Consider the following 14,987-nt stretch of genomic DNA (forward strand, 5'->3'; position numbering starts at 1 on the left):
GAAAGGCGTGAGGGAGGGCCTCTGGGGCCGCAACAGCCTCGCCCGCTATGGCACCATCCGCCTTGCCACGGCGGTGCTGGTGCTGATCGGCTCGATGGCGCTTTTGTGCGCGCTGACCCTGATCGTTCCCGGCGATCCGGCGACGATCCTGCTCGGGCCGCGCGCCACCCCGCAGACGGTGGCGCTCTTTCGCGAGCAGATGGGGCTGAACCTGCCGCTTTATGAGCGCGTGTTCGTGTTCTTCCTGCGCGCGCTACGCGGCGACCTCGGCGTCGACGTGCTGACCAGCCGGCCGGTGGCCGGACTGGTGATGGCGGCGCTGCCCAACACGCTGCTTCTGGCGCTTTCGGCGATCGGGCTGGCGGTGCTGATCGGCGTCCCGATCGGCTGCTATGCCGCGGTGCGCCCCGGCAGCCTTCTCGACCAGGCATTGGCGGTGCTCAGCGTCAGCCTGGTCGCCACGCCGAGCTATGTCGTGGCCATCCTGCTGCTTTACTTCTTCTCGCTGAAACTCGGCTGGTTCCCGGTGCTCGGCGCCGGCACGCCGGGCAATTTCATCGACCAGCTGCATCATCTGGTGCTGCCAGCGCTGGCGCTCGCCGTCGGCTGGATCGGCTATATCGCGCGGCTGGTGCGCTCCTCGCTGCTCGAGGTGCTGGGCGAGCCCTTCATCCGCACCGCGCGCGCCTATGGCCAGCCGGAACGGCGCGTGGTCATGAAATATGCGCTCAAGCTTGCCTGCATCCCGACCGTCGCCATCCTCGGCGTCGGCATCGGCGAACTGATGGGCGGAGCGGTTTTCGTCGAGATCATCTTCAACCGGCCGGGCCTCGGCTCGCTGATCTTCGACGCCATCAAGAACCGCAACTACCCGATCGTGCAGGGCGGCATCCTCGTGGTGGTGGCGATCTTCGTCCTCGCCAACCTTCTCGTCGACCTTTCCTATGCCTGGCTAGATCCGCGCGTGCGCGAAAATCTCGGCAAGGCCCGCACCGGGGACGGAAGCTGATGCGGGAGGTGCTGTGGCGCGTCTGGAAAAGCCCGAGCGGGCGGCTGGGCCTGATCGCCGCGCTGATCGTCGTTCTCAGCGGCATCGCCGCGCCGCTGATCGCCACCCACATGCCCAACCAGATCGATGTCGCGGCAAGGCTGACGCCGCCCTCGGCGAGCCACTGGTTCGGCACCGACCATCTCGGGCGCGACCTCTATTCGCGTAGCCTCTACGGTACCCGCATCGCCGTCAGCGTGGCGCTGGCGGTGACGGCGACCGCGCTCGTGCTGGGCGTGCTGCTCGGCGTCACCGCCGCCTACGCGCCGCCGGCCATCGAGCGGGCCATCCTCGCCTGCTTCGATATCGTCAGTTCCTTCCCGAGCCTGATCCTGGCGCTGGCGCTGGTGGCGGTGCTCGGCCCCGGCCTGTTGAACATCATCCTTCTGGTCACCGTGGTGTTCATCCCGCAATTCGGGCGCGTGGCGCGCGCGCAGACATTGACGGTGAAGGAGCGGCCCTTCCTGGAAGCCGAGCGCGCGCTGGGCGCTTCCGGGCCGCGCATCATGCTGGTCCATGTGCTGCCCAACATCATCGGGCCGATCGTCGTGCTGGCCTCGATGAACGTGCCGGTGGTGATCACGCTGGAAGCGGGCCTTTCCTTTCTCGGCGTCGGCATCCGCCCGCCGTTGGCAAGCTGGGGCTCGATGCTGTTCGACGGCTTCACCTACCTCAACCAGTCGGTCTGGCCAGTCCTGGTCGCGGGCGGCATGCTGACGCTCGCCACCCTCGGCTTCACGCTGTTCGGCGAGGCGTTGCGCGACGCCATCGACCCCAAGCTGAGGCGCTAGAAATGGACGACACCAGCCTGGTCGAAATCCGCGGCCTCAACGTCGATTTTGCCACCGACAATGGCACGGTGCATGCGCTGCGCGATGTCTCCCTAAGCATCGGCCGGCACAGCGTCATCGGGCTGGTGGGCGAAAGCGGCAGCGGCAAGTCGACGCTGGCGCTGGCGCTGCTCGGCCTGCTGCCCGACAATACCCAGCGCATTTCCGGCGAAATCGCCTTCGGCGGCAAGAACCTCCTTGCGCTCGACCCCGGCGAATTGCGGCGCCTGCGCGGCACCCGCATCGCCATGATCTTCCAGGACCCGATGACGGCGCTCAACCCGGTATTCACGCTGGGCACCCAACTGGTCGATGCGCAGCGCAGCCGCCATCCCGAGCTTGGCCGCCGCGAATTGCTGGCGCGGGCGGCCCGCATGCTCGCCCGCGTCGGCATCTCGGACCCCGAGAAGCGGCTGTGGGCCTATCCCCACCAGTTCTCCGGCGGCATGCGCCAGCGCGTCATGATCGCCATGGCGCTGTTGTGCGAGCCCGACATCCTCATCGCCGACGAGCCAACCACGGCGCTCGACGTTACCATCGAGGCGCAGATCGTGCGGCTGTTGAAGGAGTTGCACGCCGAGTTCCACGGCTCCATCGTCTTCGTATCGCACAGCCTCGGGCTGATTTCGGAAATCTGCGACGAGGTGGCGGTCATGTATGCGGGCAAGATCGTGGAAAGCGGCCCGGTCGGCAGCCTGTTTTCCCGGCCGAGCCATCCTTATACGCAGGCATTGCTCGCCTGCGAGATCGACCCGGCCGATGCGCCCGGCGAGCGGCTGGTGACCATTCCGGGCGGCCTGCCCGACCTCGTCAACGTGCCATCCGGCTGCATCTTCGCTGACCGCTGCCCCTCGCGCTTTGCCAAATGCGGAGAGGAGCCGCCGCCGCGCCCAGTCGCCCCCGGCCACGCCGCCGCCTGCTGGCTGGTGCCGTGATGGCTGAGCCGGACACCATCGAGATCGAGGACCTTCGCGTCACCTTTTCAGGCGGCGTGCAGGCGGTCGCCGGCATCGACCTGTCGCTGACCGTCGGTGAAACGCTCGGCCTCGTCGGCGAGAGCGGCAGCGGCAAGACCACGCTCGCCAAGGCGCTTATCGGCCTCAGCCGCCCGACCTCGGGCCGGGTTCGCTTCGAGGGGCGCGACCTCACCGCGCTCACGCGCGCCGACCGGCTGTGGCTGCGGCGGCGCGTGCAGATGATCTTCCAGGATTCGCTGTCGTCGCTGTCGCCGCGCCTCACCGTGCGAAAACTGCTTGCCGAGCCGATCGTCATTCACGGCCTCGACAAGGCGGAACGCTGGCCGAAGGTGCTGGACCTGATGGCTCGCCTCGGTCTTGCCCAGGCGCAGCTCGGAAAATTCCCGCACCAGATCAGCGGCGGCCAGGCGCGCCGCGTGGCGATCGCGCGTGCGTTGGTGTGCGAGCCGTCCTTCCTCATCGCTGACGAGCCGACGGCGGGGCTGGATGTCTCGGTGCAGGGGGAACTGCTCAACCTGCTCGCCGACCTGCAAAAGCGCTTTTCGCTCGGCATCCTCATGGTGAGCCACAACCTCAACGTCATCGGCCGCGTCACCGACCGCGTCGCCATCATGTATCTCGGCAAGGTGATGGAGGAAGGGCCGACGCGCCGCGTGTTCGGCGGCCCGCGCCATCCCTATACGGCGGCGCTTTTGTCGGCCAACCCGGTCATCGACCCCGAGCACAAACGCGAAAAGCTGGTGCTGGCAGGCGAGATCCCGAGCCCCTCCAACCCGCCTTCGGGCTGCCGCTTCCATACGCGCTGCCCGCGCGCGCAGGCCCGCTGCCGGACCGAGGAGCCGCAGCTGACCCCGGCGGGGAACGGCGTCCGCTACGCCTGCCACTTCCCGCTGGAAAGCGCGTCGTAGAGCCTGTCGGCGTCCTCGCCCAGCGGCCGGTCCTCATGCAGCGGTCGGACCACGCCGCATACCCGCGCATGCACGGCCGCCGTGCCCGGCGCAAGCCGGAGGCCGTCCCTGAGGTCGACCGCCTGCGCCGCCGCCATCAGTTCGAACGCGACCAGCCGTCGCCACAACGCGACCATGTCGGCGCATTTGGCGACCGCCAGCGGCGCCTGCGTGGCGTGATCCTCAACCCCTTCCGAAACGGGCAGGAAATCGAGCACCACCGGGTTGGCCTTGTGGCGGATCGCGGCCAGGATTGCGCTCACGGCCTTCTGCAAGGGCACGAAACCGGCCGAAGCGCCGCCGACCGGCGACAGGTATTTCGGCAATCCGTTGCGGCCTGGGCCGGTAAGCTGGACGAAGCGGGCGGCGCTCGCCGCCGCTGCCTGCGCCATGGCCAGCCCCAGCCCCTCGAAGGCGAGCGCCAGCGCCGCCGTATGGAAATTGCCGGTGGATAGCACGACGCCGTCCCTGGCCAGCACCAGCGGGTTGTCGGCCGCCGAATTCAGCTCGATCTCGACCGCCTGCCTTGCCTGCCCGATGGCATGAAGCAGCGCGCCGTGGATGGACGCCATGCAGCGGATCGACAACGGCGCCTGCAAGGTCCTCGGTCCCGGCGCTTCACCGGCCAGCAGGGCGCGCAGACCTTCGGCCGCCTGCTCCTGCCCGAAAGCCGGACGCGCCGCTTGCGAGCGCACATCGAGGCTGTTGCTGTTGGCGCCGATCCCCTCGATGGTCAGCGCGCCGGCCTGCTGCTGCTGGGTGAAAACCGCCAGCCCATCCGCGACCGCCAGTGCCCCCTGTCCGACCGATACCGCCGAGGAACTGACCAGCGACAACCCGTCCTTGGGCGCCAGCGCCACCGGCTTGAGCCCGGCCCGCCGCAAGGCCTCGCCGGCCGGCAGCCGCTCGCCCGAAAGGTCGGCCTCGCCTTCGCCGATCAGGAGCCGCGCCAGCGCCGTCATCACCAGCAGATCGCTGGCGCCGATGGAGCCGAGCGAGGGCATCACCGGATGCACCCCGGCATCGAGCGCGGCGAGCAGCGCCGAAAACACATGCGGCGAGATGCCGGAACCGCCGACCGCCAGCGTCGCCGCGCGGGTAAACATGGTCGCCCGCACGATCTCGGCCGGCAACGGTTCGCCCACCGCGCCGCTGCGCCCTTCGACCAGTTGCCGCTGGAAGGCAGCGGCATCGCCGCTGATTTCGGTGCCGAGATTGGCGCCGAGCCCGGTGTTCAGCCCGTAAATCTTCTGGCCCGAAGCCGCCACGCGGTCGAGCACCCGGCGCGCTTCTTCCAGCTTCCCGGCGAGCGCCGGCCCGGCTTCCACCTTCGCCCCGTGACGGGCCACCGCCACGACATCCTCAACGGTGACGCCGGAGCCGGAAAGCACGACCGTTTTCATGCGAAGCGCAGCCGTTGGCCGATGCCCTTTTCCTGCGCCTTGGTCAGCATCGCCTTACCGAGCGCGATGTCGGACAGCGACAGGCCGCGATGCCAGAACAGGATGGTCTCGTCGTCGCTCTCGCGCCCGGGCTTCAGCCCGGCAGCGACCTGGCCGAGTTCGGCGTGGAGCGTCTGTTCGCTGAGGCGGCCGCTCTCGACATGGGCGCGCAGCGAGCCGAGCTTGCCGCCCTTGCACTGGCCCCAATCGTCGACGACCATCTTGTCCATGATGTCGGTCAGCGACAGTTCGACGGCGCTCATCGTGCCATAGGGCATCACCAGCGCGCCGGGCTTGATCCATTCGGTCTTTAATAGAGGTTGCGGCTCGGGCAGGCGCGAGGCCTCCACCACGATATCGGCGCCCTCGACGCAGGCCTGCCAGTCGTCGACCGCCTTGACCGGCTTGCCGAGGTCGGCGGAAAGCCTCTCGGCAAAGCCGTTGCGGCTTTCGGGACGGCGCGAATGCACGCGGATCTCGTCGAAATCGAACAGATGATCGAGCAGCCGCACGTTCCAGTAGGCGGTGCCGCGCGATCCGACATGGCCGAGGACCTTCGATCCCTTGCGGGCCAGGTACTTGCCGCCCAGCGCCGTGACGGCGCCGGTGCGCATGTCGGTGATGGCGGTGGCGTCGAGCATGGCGCGCGGCGTGCCGGTGCGCGGATCGAACAGGTTGAGGATGCCGAATTCCGACGGCAGGCCGAGCTTGTAGTTGTCGACATAGTCGCCGACGATCTTCACGCCGGCGGCGTCCAGCGGCGCGACATAGCCGCGAAGCACGTTGAAATGGCCGCGAAAGGCGGGGTCGGGCTCCAGATGCACGCGCGGCTCGATCACCGTCTCGCCCCTGCCCTGCGCGATCAGCCCGGCTTCGATCGCGTCGATGATTTCGTCGTCGCTCATCGCGAGCGCCTCGATGTCGAGCCCGTTGAGATAATCGATGTAGATCGCCATGCCCTGCCGCCTCGAAAACTGAACCGGGCAGACCCTAGACCATGCGGCGCCCGAGAGGGACCCCATTTCCGCAGTGATCGGCCGGCGGCGGCATGTTTTCCGGCAAGCCGGACGGCGCGACGCTCAGGCCGCGGCCATCTGCGGCGCCTGCCGCGCCGGGAACGGCCGGAAAGCCAGCAGGATCAGCATCGCCGCCAACCCCATGCCCCACGAGCCGATATACATGAGCGCGTAAGAGTCGAAGCGGTCGTAGATCAGCCCCCCGAGCAGCGGTCCCGTGGACATGCCGAGGCTGCCGGCCATGGCCGTGCCGCCAATGATCGTGCCCATCATCCTGAGCGGGAAATTCTCTCGGATGATGACCGCGTAAAGCGGCATCGTGCCGGCATAGATGAAGCCGACCACAGCGGCCACGGCATAGAAGCCGCCAAGCTGGCTGACGAACACATAGGCGAGCACGCCGAAAGCCTGCGCCAGGAGCCCGAGGACCAGCACGCGCTGCGCGCCGAACCGGTCGCCGGCGAGGCCGAAGCCGATGCGGCCGAACATGCCCGCCAGTCCCTCGACGCTGTAGATCGACACCGCCGCGATCATCGGGATGCCGCAGGTCACCGCATAGCTCACCGTGTGGAAGATCGGGCCGGAATGGGTGGCGCAGCAGAAGAAATTCGCCAGCATCAGGGTGATGAATTGCGGCGAGCGCACCGCCTGCGCGACCGTCATCTGCGGCATCGCATCATCTGCCGCGATCCCCGACTGGGTCGCCTCCAGCGCCGGCGGCCGGCGTATGAGCAGCGAAGCCGGGATCATCAGCGCCGCCGCGACCCCGGCGACGATCAGCATGGCGGCGCGCCAGCCATAGCCCGTCTCCAGCCAGGCGGCCAGCGGCGCCATGGTCATCGGCGCCATGCCCATGCCGGCCGAGACCAGCGAGACGGCAAGGCCGCGCTGGGTGTCGAACCAGCCCATCACGGCCGCCATCATCGGCGCGAAGACGGCGGCGGTCGCAGCCCCCACCAGCACGCCGAACAGGAGTTGGAACTCGACCAGTGCCTGCGCCCTGCTCGCCAACGCCAAGCTTGCCGCCAGCACCACCGATCCGGTCAGCACCACCGGGCGCGGCCCGAAACGGTCGGAAAGGTTGCCCCACGCCATGCTGGCCACGGCCATGGCAAGGAAGCCGAAGGTCATCGCCGTGGATATGCCGGTGATGGACCAGCCGGTCTCCTCAGCCATCGGCCGCAGGAAGACGGGAAGCGAGAACATGGCGCCGATGGCGACGCAGCCCAGCAGGCCGCCGGCCGCCACGATCACCCAGCGGTAGGAATGGTTGTCCATGACGGTTGGCGCTCCGGCTTCTCGCAACGATACGGATCAGGCCTGCTTCGGCTTCCACTCGGCGGACGGCACGACGTTGATCATCCACGGGATACCGAACCTGTCGACCAGGGCACCGAAACCGGGCGACCAGAAGGTTTCGCCGAACGGCATGACCGCGCGGCCGCCCTGTGAAAGCTGATCGAACCAGCGCTGGGCTTCCGCCTTGTCGGAGGAATGCAGGGTAACGTCGAAGCCGTTCTTCGGCTTGTCGATGTTGGGCGCCCAGCCGACATCCATGTCGGCTCCCATCAGCGCCTGGTCGCCGACCTCGAGCCAGCAATGCATCAACCAGTCCTTGTACTTCTCGTCGCTGATCGGCATGTCCGGCGGCGCGTCGCCATAAGGCATCGCGGCGGTGATCCTGCCGCCCAGAACCTTGGCGTAGAACTCGAACGCCTCGCGGCATTGTCCCCTGAAACTCAGGCTGGTCACGATCTTCATGGTCGTCTCCTTATCTGATCGAAGCTTGGGCATATCAGGCGGTAGCGGACTTGTCGGGAAACGTCGGTGCCGCACCTGACCGGCACAGCCCACCGGCCAGGCCGTGACCGCCTGCCGCAGCGCAGGACCGATCACCGATGCCGGTTGACGTTTCCCTATCTATGTTGATATCAACGTAAAAAGAGAATCGATGTCAACCCCTCGAATGAACGCTCCTGCCACCATCGCCTTCGAAACCACGCTTCTGGTGCGCGACACCTGCCTGTGCCTGCACACGCAACGCGCGGCGCGGGCGCTGGCGCGCCGCTTCGACGTCGCGCTGAAGCCGGTCGGCATCACCAGCGGGCAGTTCTCGCTGCTGATGTCGCTCAACCGCCCGCAGCCGCCCAATCTCGGCAGCGTGGCGACGCTTCTGGCCATGGACAGGACCACACTGACGGCCAACCTCAAGCCGCTGGAACGCCGCGGCCTGGTGGAGACGACCGCCGATCCCGGCGACCGGCGCGCACGGCTGCTGCGCCTGACGGCGGCCGGCAGGGCCGTCTTGTCGGAGGCGACGCCGATCTGGAAGCAGGTCCACGCCGAGATCGAGGCGACGCTGCCGGACGCAAACCGCCTGCGCGCCGACTTGAACGTCCTTTCACACCTCACGGACGGCGCCGCCGGCTAGCTTGCAAAACTTCCGCGACAATCCTCCCATCGGGACAATGGCAGAAGCCGGCCGGCGACCCTATATGGAAGATGAGCGCCGCATGGCGACAAGGAGTGCCAGATGGACAAGCTTGGAAAGTGTGCCGCATTCGCCGTGACCGGGCTTGCCGTCCTGTCGGCGCTGACGGGAGCGGCATCCGCCATCGAGATCGGCAACCCGGCCGGCAACGCCGCCGTCATCGGCCAGATGCGCGATGCCGATCTGCAGACCTTGCGCAACCAGATCCAGCGGCAGCAGTTCCAGCAGCAGCAACAGTTTAACCGCGAGCAGGACAGGCGCGTCGCGCCGCCGCCGGTGCTCGACGTCCCCAAGGTCAAGCCGACCTGCCAGACGCAGGTTTTCGGCAACAGCTACCTGCGAAGCTGCCGCTGACGCAGGCTCCTGTCCCACGCATTCCTGACATGCCTTGACAAGCAAAAGCCGGGCCAGTTCCATGGGGTGCCGGAAACCCTTTCCGCTGCCCCGAGGCGACGAACACTAACCATGGCGCTGGCCGCGAAACTACAGCTCAGACAGTCCCAGTCGCTGGTGATGACACCGCAACTGATGCAGTCGATCCGGCTTTTGCAGCTTACCCATCTCGAACTGGAACGGTTCATCGACGAGGAAATCGAGCGCAACCCCTTCCTGGAGCGCGCCGAGCCGCCGGAAGACGCCGCCGGCGAGCCGCCACGCAAGGAACCGGACGAGCGCGAAACGCCAGCCTCGGAAGACTGGTTCGAGACGGACGCCCCGGCAAGCGCCGAGACCATGTCGGATCGGCTGGACACGTCGCTCGAAAACCTCTTCCCGGACGATCCGGGAACCACGGAAGCCCCCGGCCCCGGCCTGGCCGACCAGTGGACCGACTCGTGGACGTCGTCGCCCGGCAACGGCTCGGCCGCGATGCCGCAGGGATACGATATGGAGGCGATGGCGGCCGCCGCCACCACCTTGCGCGACCATGTCGGCGAGCAGATCGCGCTGGCCTTCCACGACCCGGCGCTGCGGCTGATCGCAGCCGAACTCGCCGACAATCTCGACAATGCCGGCTATCTCCAGGCCGACATGGCTGAAATCGCCGAACGCCTCGGCGCCGACCGGGCCGCGATGGCGAAGGCTTTGGCCGTCTGCCAGACCTTCGAGCCGACCGGCATCTTTGCCCGCGACCTCGGCGAGTGCCTGGCGCTGCAGCTTGTCGCGCGCGACCGCTTCGACCCGGCGATGCAGGCGCTGGTCGCGCATCTCGATCTTCTGGCGAAGCGCAATTTCCAGTCGCTGAAACGCCTGTGCGGCGTCGACGAGGAAGACCTGCTCGACATGCTGGCGGAAATCAGGGCGCTCGACCCCCGCCCCGGCATGGTCTTTTCCGATGGCGGCAGCGAGCCGGTGATCGCCGACATCGAGGTACGGGCCGCCGCGGACGGCACCTGGGCCGTCGAGCTCAACCCCGAAACGCTGCCGCGCGTCCTGGTCGACCAGAGCTATTTCACCCATGTTTCGGCCACCGCGAAACAGCAGGCCGACAAGGATTTCCTGGCTGAATGCCTGCAAAGCGCCAACTGGCTGGTGCGCAGCCTCGACCAGCGGGCGAAGACCATCCTCAAGGTGGCGTCCGAGATCGTGCGCCGGCAGGATGCGTTTCTCGTCCATGGCGTGCGTCACCTCAAGCCGCTCAACCTGAAGGCAGTGGCCGACGCGATCGGCATGCACGAATCGACGGTCAGCCGCGTCACGGCGAACAAATACATGCTGACGCCGCGCGGCGTGTTCGAACTGCGCTACTTCTTCACCGCCGCCATCGCCTCTTCCGAAGGAGGCGAGGCCCATTCGTCGGAGGCCGTTCGCGACCGCATCCGGCAATTGGTCGACGAGGAGACGGCGGCCGACGTCCTTTCCGACGATGCCATCGTCGATATGCTGAAGGCCGGCGGCATCGACATCGCCCGGCGCACCGTCGCCAAGTACCGCGAGGCGATGGCCATCCCGTCTTCGGTGCAACGGCGCCGCGAAAAGCGCGCGCTGGCCGGCGCAGGGCGCTAAAACCAGGCAAATTAACGCATTTTCAACCCGATTTGACAAGGCGCGGGGAAGTAGCTAGAAGCCCGCCCCCATGAGGGCGGAGGCAGGCTCCGCGCGCAAAGATCGGCCGAAACGATACGCAAAAGGCGATCTCGGAACAATCTGAGAGTTCAGGCGTAAAAACGGCGAGGGAAACGCCGGGAAGCTTGTTTGCACCGCCCATGAGTATAAACTCGGGCAAGTGTGAAGCTAACAGGAAGGTCGAATTCCAGATGACGCTGCGCATATCGGGCAAACACATGGACATCGGCGATGCGTTTCGCACACGCATCACGGAACGGATCGGCGAAGCGATCGAAAAATACTTCGACCGCGGCTTCTCGGGGCAGGTGACGGTGCTCAAGGCGGGCTCCCGCTATTCGGCCGACTGCATGGTCCGGCTCGATTCCGGCGCTTCCCTGCAGGCGGCCGGCGAGGCCCAGGACCCCGTCCAGGCCTTCGAAGCGGCGGCCGAGCGCCTGGAAAAGCGCCTGCGCCGCTACAAGCGCCGGCTGAAGTCGCACTATCCCAACAATGTCGGCAGCAGCGCCGACGCCGTGCAGATGGCCTATGCGGTGATGGAACCGCTCACCGACGACGACGAGGAGATCGCGGACAATTTCGCGCCGGCCGTCGTCGCCGAATCATCCATGGCGCTTCAAACCATGTCGGTGGCATCCGCGGTGATCGAACTCGACACCAAGGACAGCCCTGTCTTTGTCTTCCGCAACGCCGGAAACGAGCATCTCAACATCGTCTATCGCCGGCCGGACGGAAACATCGGCTGGATCGACCCCTCGACGACCAAGCTCGCGCAGGGATAAGGCACCTCCGCACGCCAGAGTGGGGAGTGGCTGCGGCGGTGAAGCACAAGGATCATACCTATGGATTTGACCGATCTGATCGACGTGAAGGCGATCATGCCGGCGCTCAAGGCCAACTCGAAGAAGCAGTTACTGCAACTGCTTTCTGAGAGAGCGGCCGCTATTTCGGGGATTCCGGAGCGGGAAATTTTCGAGACCATCCTGCAGCGCGAGCGGCTGGGCTCGACCGGCGTCGGCAACGGCATCGCCATTCCGCATGGCAAGATCGTCGGCGTCAGGCATATCACCGGCGTATTCGCCCGGCTGGAAACGCCGGTGGATTTCGACGCGCTGGACGACCAGCCGGTCGATCTGGTGTTCCTGCTTCTGGCGCCCGAGGGCGCGGGAGCCGACCACCTGAAGGCGCTGTCGCGCATCGCGCGCGTGCTGCGCGATGGCGACACCGTCGCCAAGATCAGGGGCACGCACGATGCCGCCGCCATCCACGCGCTGTTGTCGGAGACCCAGGCCTCGCACGCGGCCTGAAGCGCCGGCGCACCTCAATGACAAAGGGCCGCCCGACGCTCATGTCGGGCGGCCCTTTCCATTCTTCCCTGAAAGATTTCAGTGGATGGCGACGGTCACCAGATCGTTTTCGATCGCACCCGCCAGCGCGCGGTCGCGCGCGTCGGAAAGCAGGATCGGCTGGCCGTTCGCCGAAAACAGCGTCCACAGTTCCAGGCCGGGGCTGATTTCGTCCATGCCGGGGAAGCGCTGACGCAAATCGTCGCTCGATACCCTGCGCAGATAGGCAACCGAGCCCTGGCCGAGATGGGCGAGTTCAACACTGCTCATGACGGCGGTCTTGTGGTCGAGGGTCTTGCTAACGGTCTTTTCCTGGGTTCTGGACATTTTCAGCCTCCTTTGCGCCTGGATGCCGCTCTGGGCCATTCTGCATGAGAGCCATCGGTAAAGATCAGTCTTTCACCGATATGTTTATTTTCCGTACCAACCTTTGGGCTTCCGGGCGGTCGAGTTCGATCGACAGAAGCCCGTTCTTCAGTTCGGCCGCCACCACGCGCATGCCGTCGGCCAGCACGAAGCAGCGCTGGAACTGACGGGCGGCAATGCCGCGATGAAGGTATTCGCGCTCGGTATCGTCGTTCTGGCGGCCGCGCACGACCAACTGGTTCTCTTCCACCGTCACGTCGAGGTCTTCATCGGCGAAGCCGGCCACCGCCAGGGTTATCCTCAACCGTTCGACACAGCCTTCGGTTCCCCGCAGGCGCTCGATATTATAGGGGGGATAACCGTCGCCGTTCTTGGCGAGCCGCTCCAGCGTTTTTTCCATGGCGTCGAAGCCAAGCAGCAGCGGGCTGGAAAAGGGCGTCATTCTCGACATCGTCCTCGTGTCCTCTTAAGAGCGACCAAGTGGAAAAACCCGATTGGCATTTTTCCTGTTGGTGTTGATATGGTCTGCCGCGCGGCCAAGTTCAAGCGCCAGCGTGTACCGGAACGACCCTTTCGACAAGGAGCCTGAATGCCTTATCCACGCCGCATCATCATCGATACGGACCCCGGTCAGGACGACGCGGTGGCCATCCTGCTGGCGCTGGGCAGCGCCGAGCTCGAGGTGGCGGGCATCACCGCCGTCGCCGGCAACGTGCCGCTCGCCCTGACGGAGAAGAACGCGCGCAAGATCTGCGAACTGGCCGGGCGCCCCGACATCAAGGTCTTCGCCGGCGCGGTCCGGCCGCTGATGCGCGCGCTGGTGACGGCCGAGGAGGTCCACGGCCAGACCGGACTGAACGGCCCGCAACTGCCGGAGCCGGACATGCCCTTGCAGGACCGGCATGCCGTCGATTTCCTGGTCGAAACGCTGATGCGCGAGGAAAGCGGCTCGATCACGCTGTGCGCGCTGGGGTCGCTCACCAATATCGCGCTGGCGCTGGTCCGCGAGCCGAGGATCGCGCCGCGCATCCGCGAGATCGTGCTGATGGGCGGTGGCTTCTTCGAGGGCGGCAACGTCACGCCCGCCGCCGAGTTCAACATCCATGTCGACCCGCACGCCGCCGACATCGTCTTCAGGTCCGGCGTCCCCATCGTCATGATGCCGCTCGACGTCACCCACAAGGCGCTGACCACGGCACAACGCATAGATGCGATCCGCAACCTCGGCACCGGGGTCGGCGACGCGGTGGCCGCGATGCTGGAATTCTTCGAACGCTTCGACGAGGAGAAATACGGCACCGACGGCGGGCCGCTGCACGACCCCTGCGTCATCGCCTATCTGCTCAGGCCGGACCTGTTTGCCGGCCGCAATTGCAACGTCACGGTGGAAACGGCCTCGGAGCTTACCATGGGCATGACCGTGGTCGACTGGTGGGGCGTCACCAACCGGCCGGCAAACGCGCTGGTCATGCGCGACATCGACGCCGACGGCTTTTTCGAGCTGCTGACGCAGCGCCTCGGGCGGCTCTAGGTCTTCTTGGGGAGAGCGACGTCCACGTCCGCGGCGCGGGGAATGGCCGGCTGCGCGCCGGGCTTCAGGCAGGCCAGCGAACCGGCGGCGGCGGCGCGCTCCAGGGCTGCCGCCAGCGGCAAGCCCGCAGACAGCGCCGCACCGAAATAGCCGCAAAAGGTGTCGCCGGCACCGACCGTGTCCACGGGCGTGATCTTCAGCGCCGCCGCTTGCAGGAAATCGTCCGGGGTGGCGGCCAGAACGCCATCCCCGCCAAGCGTGACGACGATGGTGCGGCCGGTCTTAGCAGCATAGGCGCGCATGCGCGCCGGGCGGTCGCCGCCTTCCAGCCCGAGCGCCCGGCTGTAAAGATCGAATTCCGTCTCGTTGGCGATGGCATAGTCGGCCTTGCCGATGAAGCCGGCCGTTTCGGGCCGGAACGGGGCGGTGTTGAGCACGCTGGCCGCGCCAGCCGCCGCCGCGGCATCCAGCGCGGCCTCGAGCGTCGGCAGCGGGATTTCCTGCTGCAGCAGCACGACGTCGCCTCGCTTCAGCAACGCCTTGGCGAGGTCGCCCGGCAGCACCGAATCGTTGGCGCCGGGGGCGACCGCGATGACGTTCTCGCCGGCCTCGTCCACCAGGATGGCGGCGATGCCGGTCGCCGCATGGGTTTCCGCCACGCCGGAAAGATCGACCTTTTCTTCCCGCAGGCAGGAAAGCGCCTCAACGGCGAACCCGTCCTTGCCGACCGCGCCGATCATGCGCACCTTCGCGCCGGCGCGGGCCGCGGCAAGCGCCTGGTTGGCTCCCTTGCCGCCGGCGGCCGTGGAGAAGCCGGAGCCCCGCACCGTCTCGCCCGGCGCGGGCAGGCGATCGACCCGGGTAATCATGTCGAGATTGATGGAGCCGATGACGACGATCATGAAAGAAAAAACCTCCGGGACGATGGC

General features: G+C 66.8%; 17 protein-coding genes. 10 read left to right on the forward strand and 7 right to left on the reverse strand.

What is annotated here, in order from left to right:
• Positions 1-7 precede the first annotated feature (7 nt).
• The 4 genes from ACFOHJ_RS05500 to ACFOHJ_RS05515 are packed head-to-tail and all read left to right on the forward strand — an operon-like array spanning position 8 to position 3,763.
• Complete coding sequence (locus ACFOHJ_RS05500; RefSeq protein WP_378219326.1) at positions 8-1,009, forward strand: ABC transporter permease; 1,002 nt, start codon at positions 8-10, stop codon at positions 1,007-1,009.
• Entirely contained in the window at positions 1,009-1,839 is an 831-nt protein-coding gene (locus tag ACFOHJ_RS05505; protein ID WP_378219328.1) for an ABC transporter permease, read from the forward strand. Before ACFOHJ_RS05500 ends, ACFOHJ_RS05505 begins: the two co-directional genes overlap by 1 nt.
• A 2-nt stretch (positions 1,840-1,841) precedes the next feature.
• The gene (locus tag ACFOHJ_RS05510) at positions 1,842-2,813 is read left to right on the forward strand and encodes an ABC transporter ATP-binding protein (RefSeq protein WP_378219330.1); all 972 of its coding nucleotides are present in this window, start codon (positions 1,842-1,844) and stop codon (positions 2,811-2,813) included.
• Positions 2,813-3,763, forward strand: coding sequence for an ABC transporter ATP-binding protein (locus tag ACFOHJ_RS05515; protein ID WP_378219332.1), 951 nt, complete (start codon positions 2,813-2,815; stop codon positions 3,761-3,763). Before ACFOHJ_RS05510 ends, ACFOHJ_RS05515 begins: the two co-directional genes overlap by 1 nt.
• On the opposite strand, the gene ACFOHJ_RS05520 is transcribed toward ACFOHJ_RS05515, so the two are convergent.
• The 4 genes from ACFOHJ_RS05520 to ACFOHJ_RS05535 all read right to left on the reverse strand — a co-directional run bounded on the left by ACFOHJ_RS05520 (position 3,727) and on the right by ACFOHJ_RS05535 (position 8,021).
• The gene (locus tag ACFOHJ_RS05520; RefSeq protein WP_378219334.1) at positions 3,727-5,205 is read right to left on the reverse strand and encodes an HAL/PAL/TAL family ammonia-lyase; all 1,479 of its coding nucleotides are present in this window, start codon (positions 5,203-5,205) and stop codon (positions 3,727-3,729) included. The genes ACFOHJ_RS05515 and ACFOHJ_RS05520 overlap by 37 nt on opposite strands.
• The gene (locus tag ACFOHJ_RS05525) at positions 5,202-6,200 is read right to left on the reverse strand and encodes an ornithine cyclodeaminase family protein (RefSeq protein WP_378219336.1); all 999 of its coding nucleotides are present in this window, start codon (positions 6,198-6,200) and stop codon (positions 5,202-5,204) included. The genes ACFOHJ_RS05520 and ACFOHJ_RS05525 overlap by 4 nt, the downstream gene beginning before the upstream one ends.
• A gap of 123 nt (positions 6,201-6,323) precedes the next feature.
• The gene (locus ACFOHJ_RS05530) at positions 6,324-7,538 is read right to left on the reverse strand and encodes an MFS transporter (protein WP_378219338.1); all 1,215 of its coding nucleotides are present in this window, start codon (positions 7,536-7,538) and stop codon (positions 6,324-6,326) included.
• Between the two features lie 36 nt (positions 7,539-7,574).
• Entirely contained in the window at positions 7,575-8,021 is a 447-nt protein-coding gene (locus tag ACFOHJ_RS05535; RefSeq protein WP_378219340.1) for a VOC family protein, read from the reverse strand.
• A 205-nt stretch (positions 8,022-8,226) separates the two neighbouring features.
• Here ACFOHJ_RS05535 and ACFOHJ_RS05540 point away from each other — a divergent pair, with 205 nt between their 5' ends.
• The 5 genes from ACFOHJ_RS05540 to ptsN all read left to right on the forward strand — a co-directional run bounded on the left by ACFOHJ_RS05540 (position 8,227) and on the right by ptsN (position 12,122).
• Complete coding sequence (locus ACFOHJ_RS05540) at positions 8,227-8,691, forward strand: MarR family winged helix-turn-helix transcriptional regulator (protein ID WP_378219602.1); 465 nt, start codon at positions 8,227-8,229, stop codon at positions 8,689-8,691.
• 102 nt (positions 8,692-8,793) lie between these two features.
• Entirely contained in the window at positions 8,794-9,105 is a 312-nt protein-coding gene (locus ACFOHJ_RS05545) for a hypothetical protein (RefSeq protein ID WP_378219341.1), read from the forward strand.
• A 111-nt stretch (positions 9,106-9,216) separates the two neighbouring features.
• Positions 9,217-10,755 carry an RNA polymerase factor sigma-54 gene (gene rpoN, locus ACFOHJ_RS05550; RefSeq protein ID WP_378219342.1) on the forward strand — a complete coding sequence of 513 codons (1,539 nt, stop codon included), beginning with the start codon at positions 9,217-9,219 and terminating at the stop codon, positions 10,753-10,755.
• 251 nt (positions 10,756-11,006) lie between these two features.
• A complete protein-coding gene (gene hpf, locus ACFOHJ_RS05555) occupies positions 11,007-11,597 on the forward strand; it encodes a ribosome hibernation-promoting factor, HPF/YfiA family (RefSeq protein WP_378219344.1) in 591 nt (196 codons plus the stop codon).
• Positions 11,598-11,657: 60 nt separating this feature from the next.
• Entirely contained in the window at positions 11,658-12,122 is a 465-nt protein-coding gene (gene ptsN, locus ACFOHJ_RS05560) for a PTS IIA-like nitrogen regulatory protein PtsN (protein WP_378219346.1), read from the forward strand.
• A gap of 78 nt (positions 12,123-12,200) precedes the next feature.
• On the opposite strand, the gene ACFOHJ_RS05565 is transcribed toward ptsN, so the two are convergent.
• Both ACFOHJ_RS05565 and ACFOHJ_RS05570 read right to left on the reverse strand, forming a co-directional pair.
• Complete coding sequence (locus ACFOHJ_RS05565; RefSeq protein WP_378219604.1) at positions 12,201-12,431, reverse strand: BQ00720 family protein; 231 nt, start codon at positions 12,429-12,431, stop codon at positions 12,201-12,203.
• 121 nt (positions 12,432-12,552) lie between these two features.
• Positions 12,553-12,978, reverse strand: coding sequence for an Hsp20 family protein (locus ACFOHJ_RS05570; RefSeq protein WP_378219348.1), 426 nt, complete (start codon positions 12,976-12,978; stop codon positions 12,553-12,555).
• A 138-nt stretch (positions 12,979-13,116) separates the two neighbouring features.
• On the opposite strand from ACFOHJ_RS05570, the gene ACFOHJ_RS05575 reads away from it, so the two are divergent.
• Positions 13,117-14,058, forward strand: a complete 942-nt coding sequence (locus ACFOHJ_RS05575) for a nucleoside hydrolase (RefSeq protein WP_378219350.1) — start codon at positions 13,117-13,119, stop codon at positions 14,056-14,058.
• On the opposite strand, the gene ACFOHJ_RS05580 is transcribed toward ACFOHJ_RS05575, so the two are convergent.
• The gene (locus ACFOHJ_RS05580; RefSeq protein WP_378219352.1) at positions 14,055-14,960 is read right to left on the reverse strand and encodes a ribokinase; all 906 of its coding nucleotides are present in this window, start codon (positions 14,958-14,960) and stop codon (positions 14,055-14,057) included. The two genes, ACFOHJ_RS05575 and ACFOHJ_RS05580, sit on opposite strands and share 4 nt — an antisense overlap.
• Between the last annotated feature and the right edge of the window lie 27 nt (positions 14,961-14,987).

The organism is Aquamicrobium soli, assembly GCF_042646345.1.
Taxonomy (GTDB): domain Bacteria; phylum Pseudomonadota; class Alphaproteobacteria; order Rhizobiales; family Rhizobiaceae; genus Mesorhizobium; species Mesorhizobium soli_A.

Bases quoted from the DNA above. Each gene is read 5' to 3' on its own strand.
- ACFOHJ_RS05580 (WP_378219352.1), bottom strand. From the start codon at position 14,960: ATGATCGTCGTCATCGGCTCCATCAATCTCGACATGATTACCCGGGTC.
- ACFOHJ_RS05515 (WP_378219332.1), top strand. From the start codon at position 2,813: ATGGCTGAGCCGGACACCATCGAGATCGAGGACCTTCGCGTCACCTTT.
- ACFOHJ_RS05535 (WP_378219340.1), bottom strand. From the start codon at position 8,021: ATGAAGATCGTGACCAGCCTGAGTTTCAGGGGACAATGCCGCGAGGCG.
- ACFOHJ_RS05510 (WP_378219330.1), top strand. From the start codon at position 1,842: ATGGACGACACCAGCCTGGTCGAAATCCGCGGCCTCAACGTCGATTTT.
- ACFOHJ_RS05575 (WP_378219350.1), top strand. From the start codon at position 13,117: ATGCCTTATCCACGCCGCATCATCATCGATACGGACCCCGGTCAGGAC.
- ACFOHJ_RS05540 (WP_378219602.1), top strand. From the start codon at position 8,227: ATGAACGCTCCTGCCACCATCGCCTTCGAAACCACGCTTCTGGTGCGC.
- ACFOHJ_RS05525 (WP_378219336.1), bottom strand. From the start codon at position 6,200: ATGGCGATCTACATCGATTATCTCAACGGGCTCGACATCGAGGCGCTC.
- rpoN (WP_378219342.1), top strand. From the start codon at position 9,217: ATGGCGCTGGCCGCGAAACTACAGCTCAGACAGTCCCAGTCGCTGGTG.
- ptsN (WP_378219346.1), top strand. From the start codon at position 11,658: ATGGATTTGACCGATCTGATCGACGTGAAGGCGATCATGCCGGCGCTC.
- hpf (WP_378219344.1), top strand. From the start codon at position 11,007: ATGACGCTGCGCATATCGGGCAAACACATGGACATCGGCGATGCGTTT.
- ACFOHJ_RS05565 (WP_378219604.1), bottom strand. From the start codon at position 12,431: ATGAGCAGTGTTGAACTCGCCCATCTCGGCCAGGGCTCGGTTGCCTAT.
- ACFOHJ_RS05505 (WP_378219328.1), top strand. From the start codon at position 1,009: ATGCGGGAGGTGCTGTGGCGCGTCTGGAAAAGCCCGAGCGGGCGGCTG.
- ACFOHJ_RS05545 (WP_378219341.1), top strand. From the start codon at position 8,794: ATGGACAAGCTTGGAAAGTGTGCCGCATTCGCCGTGACCGGGCTTGCC.
- ACFOHJ_RS05530 (WP_378219338.1), bottom strand. From the start codon at position 7,538: ATGGACAACCATTCCTACCGCTGGGTGATCGTGGCGGCCGGCGGCCTG.
- ACFOHJ_RS05520 (WP_378219334.1), bottom strand. From the start codon at position 5,205: ATGAAAACGGTCGTGCTTTCCGGCTCCGGCGTCACCGTTGAGGATGTC.
- ACFOHJ_RS05570 (WP_378219348.1), bottom strand. From the start codon at position 12,978: ATGTCGAGAATGACGCCCTTTTCCAGCCCGCTGCTGCTTGGCTTCGAC.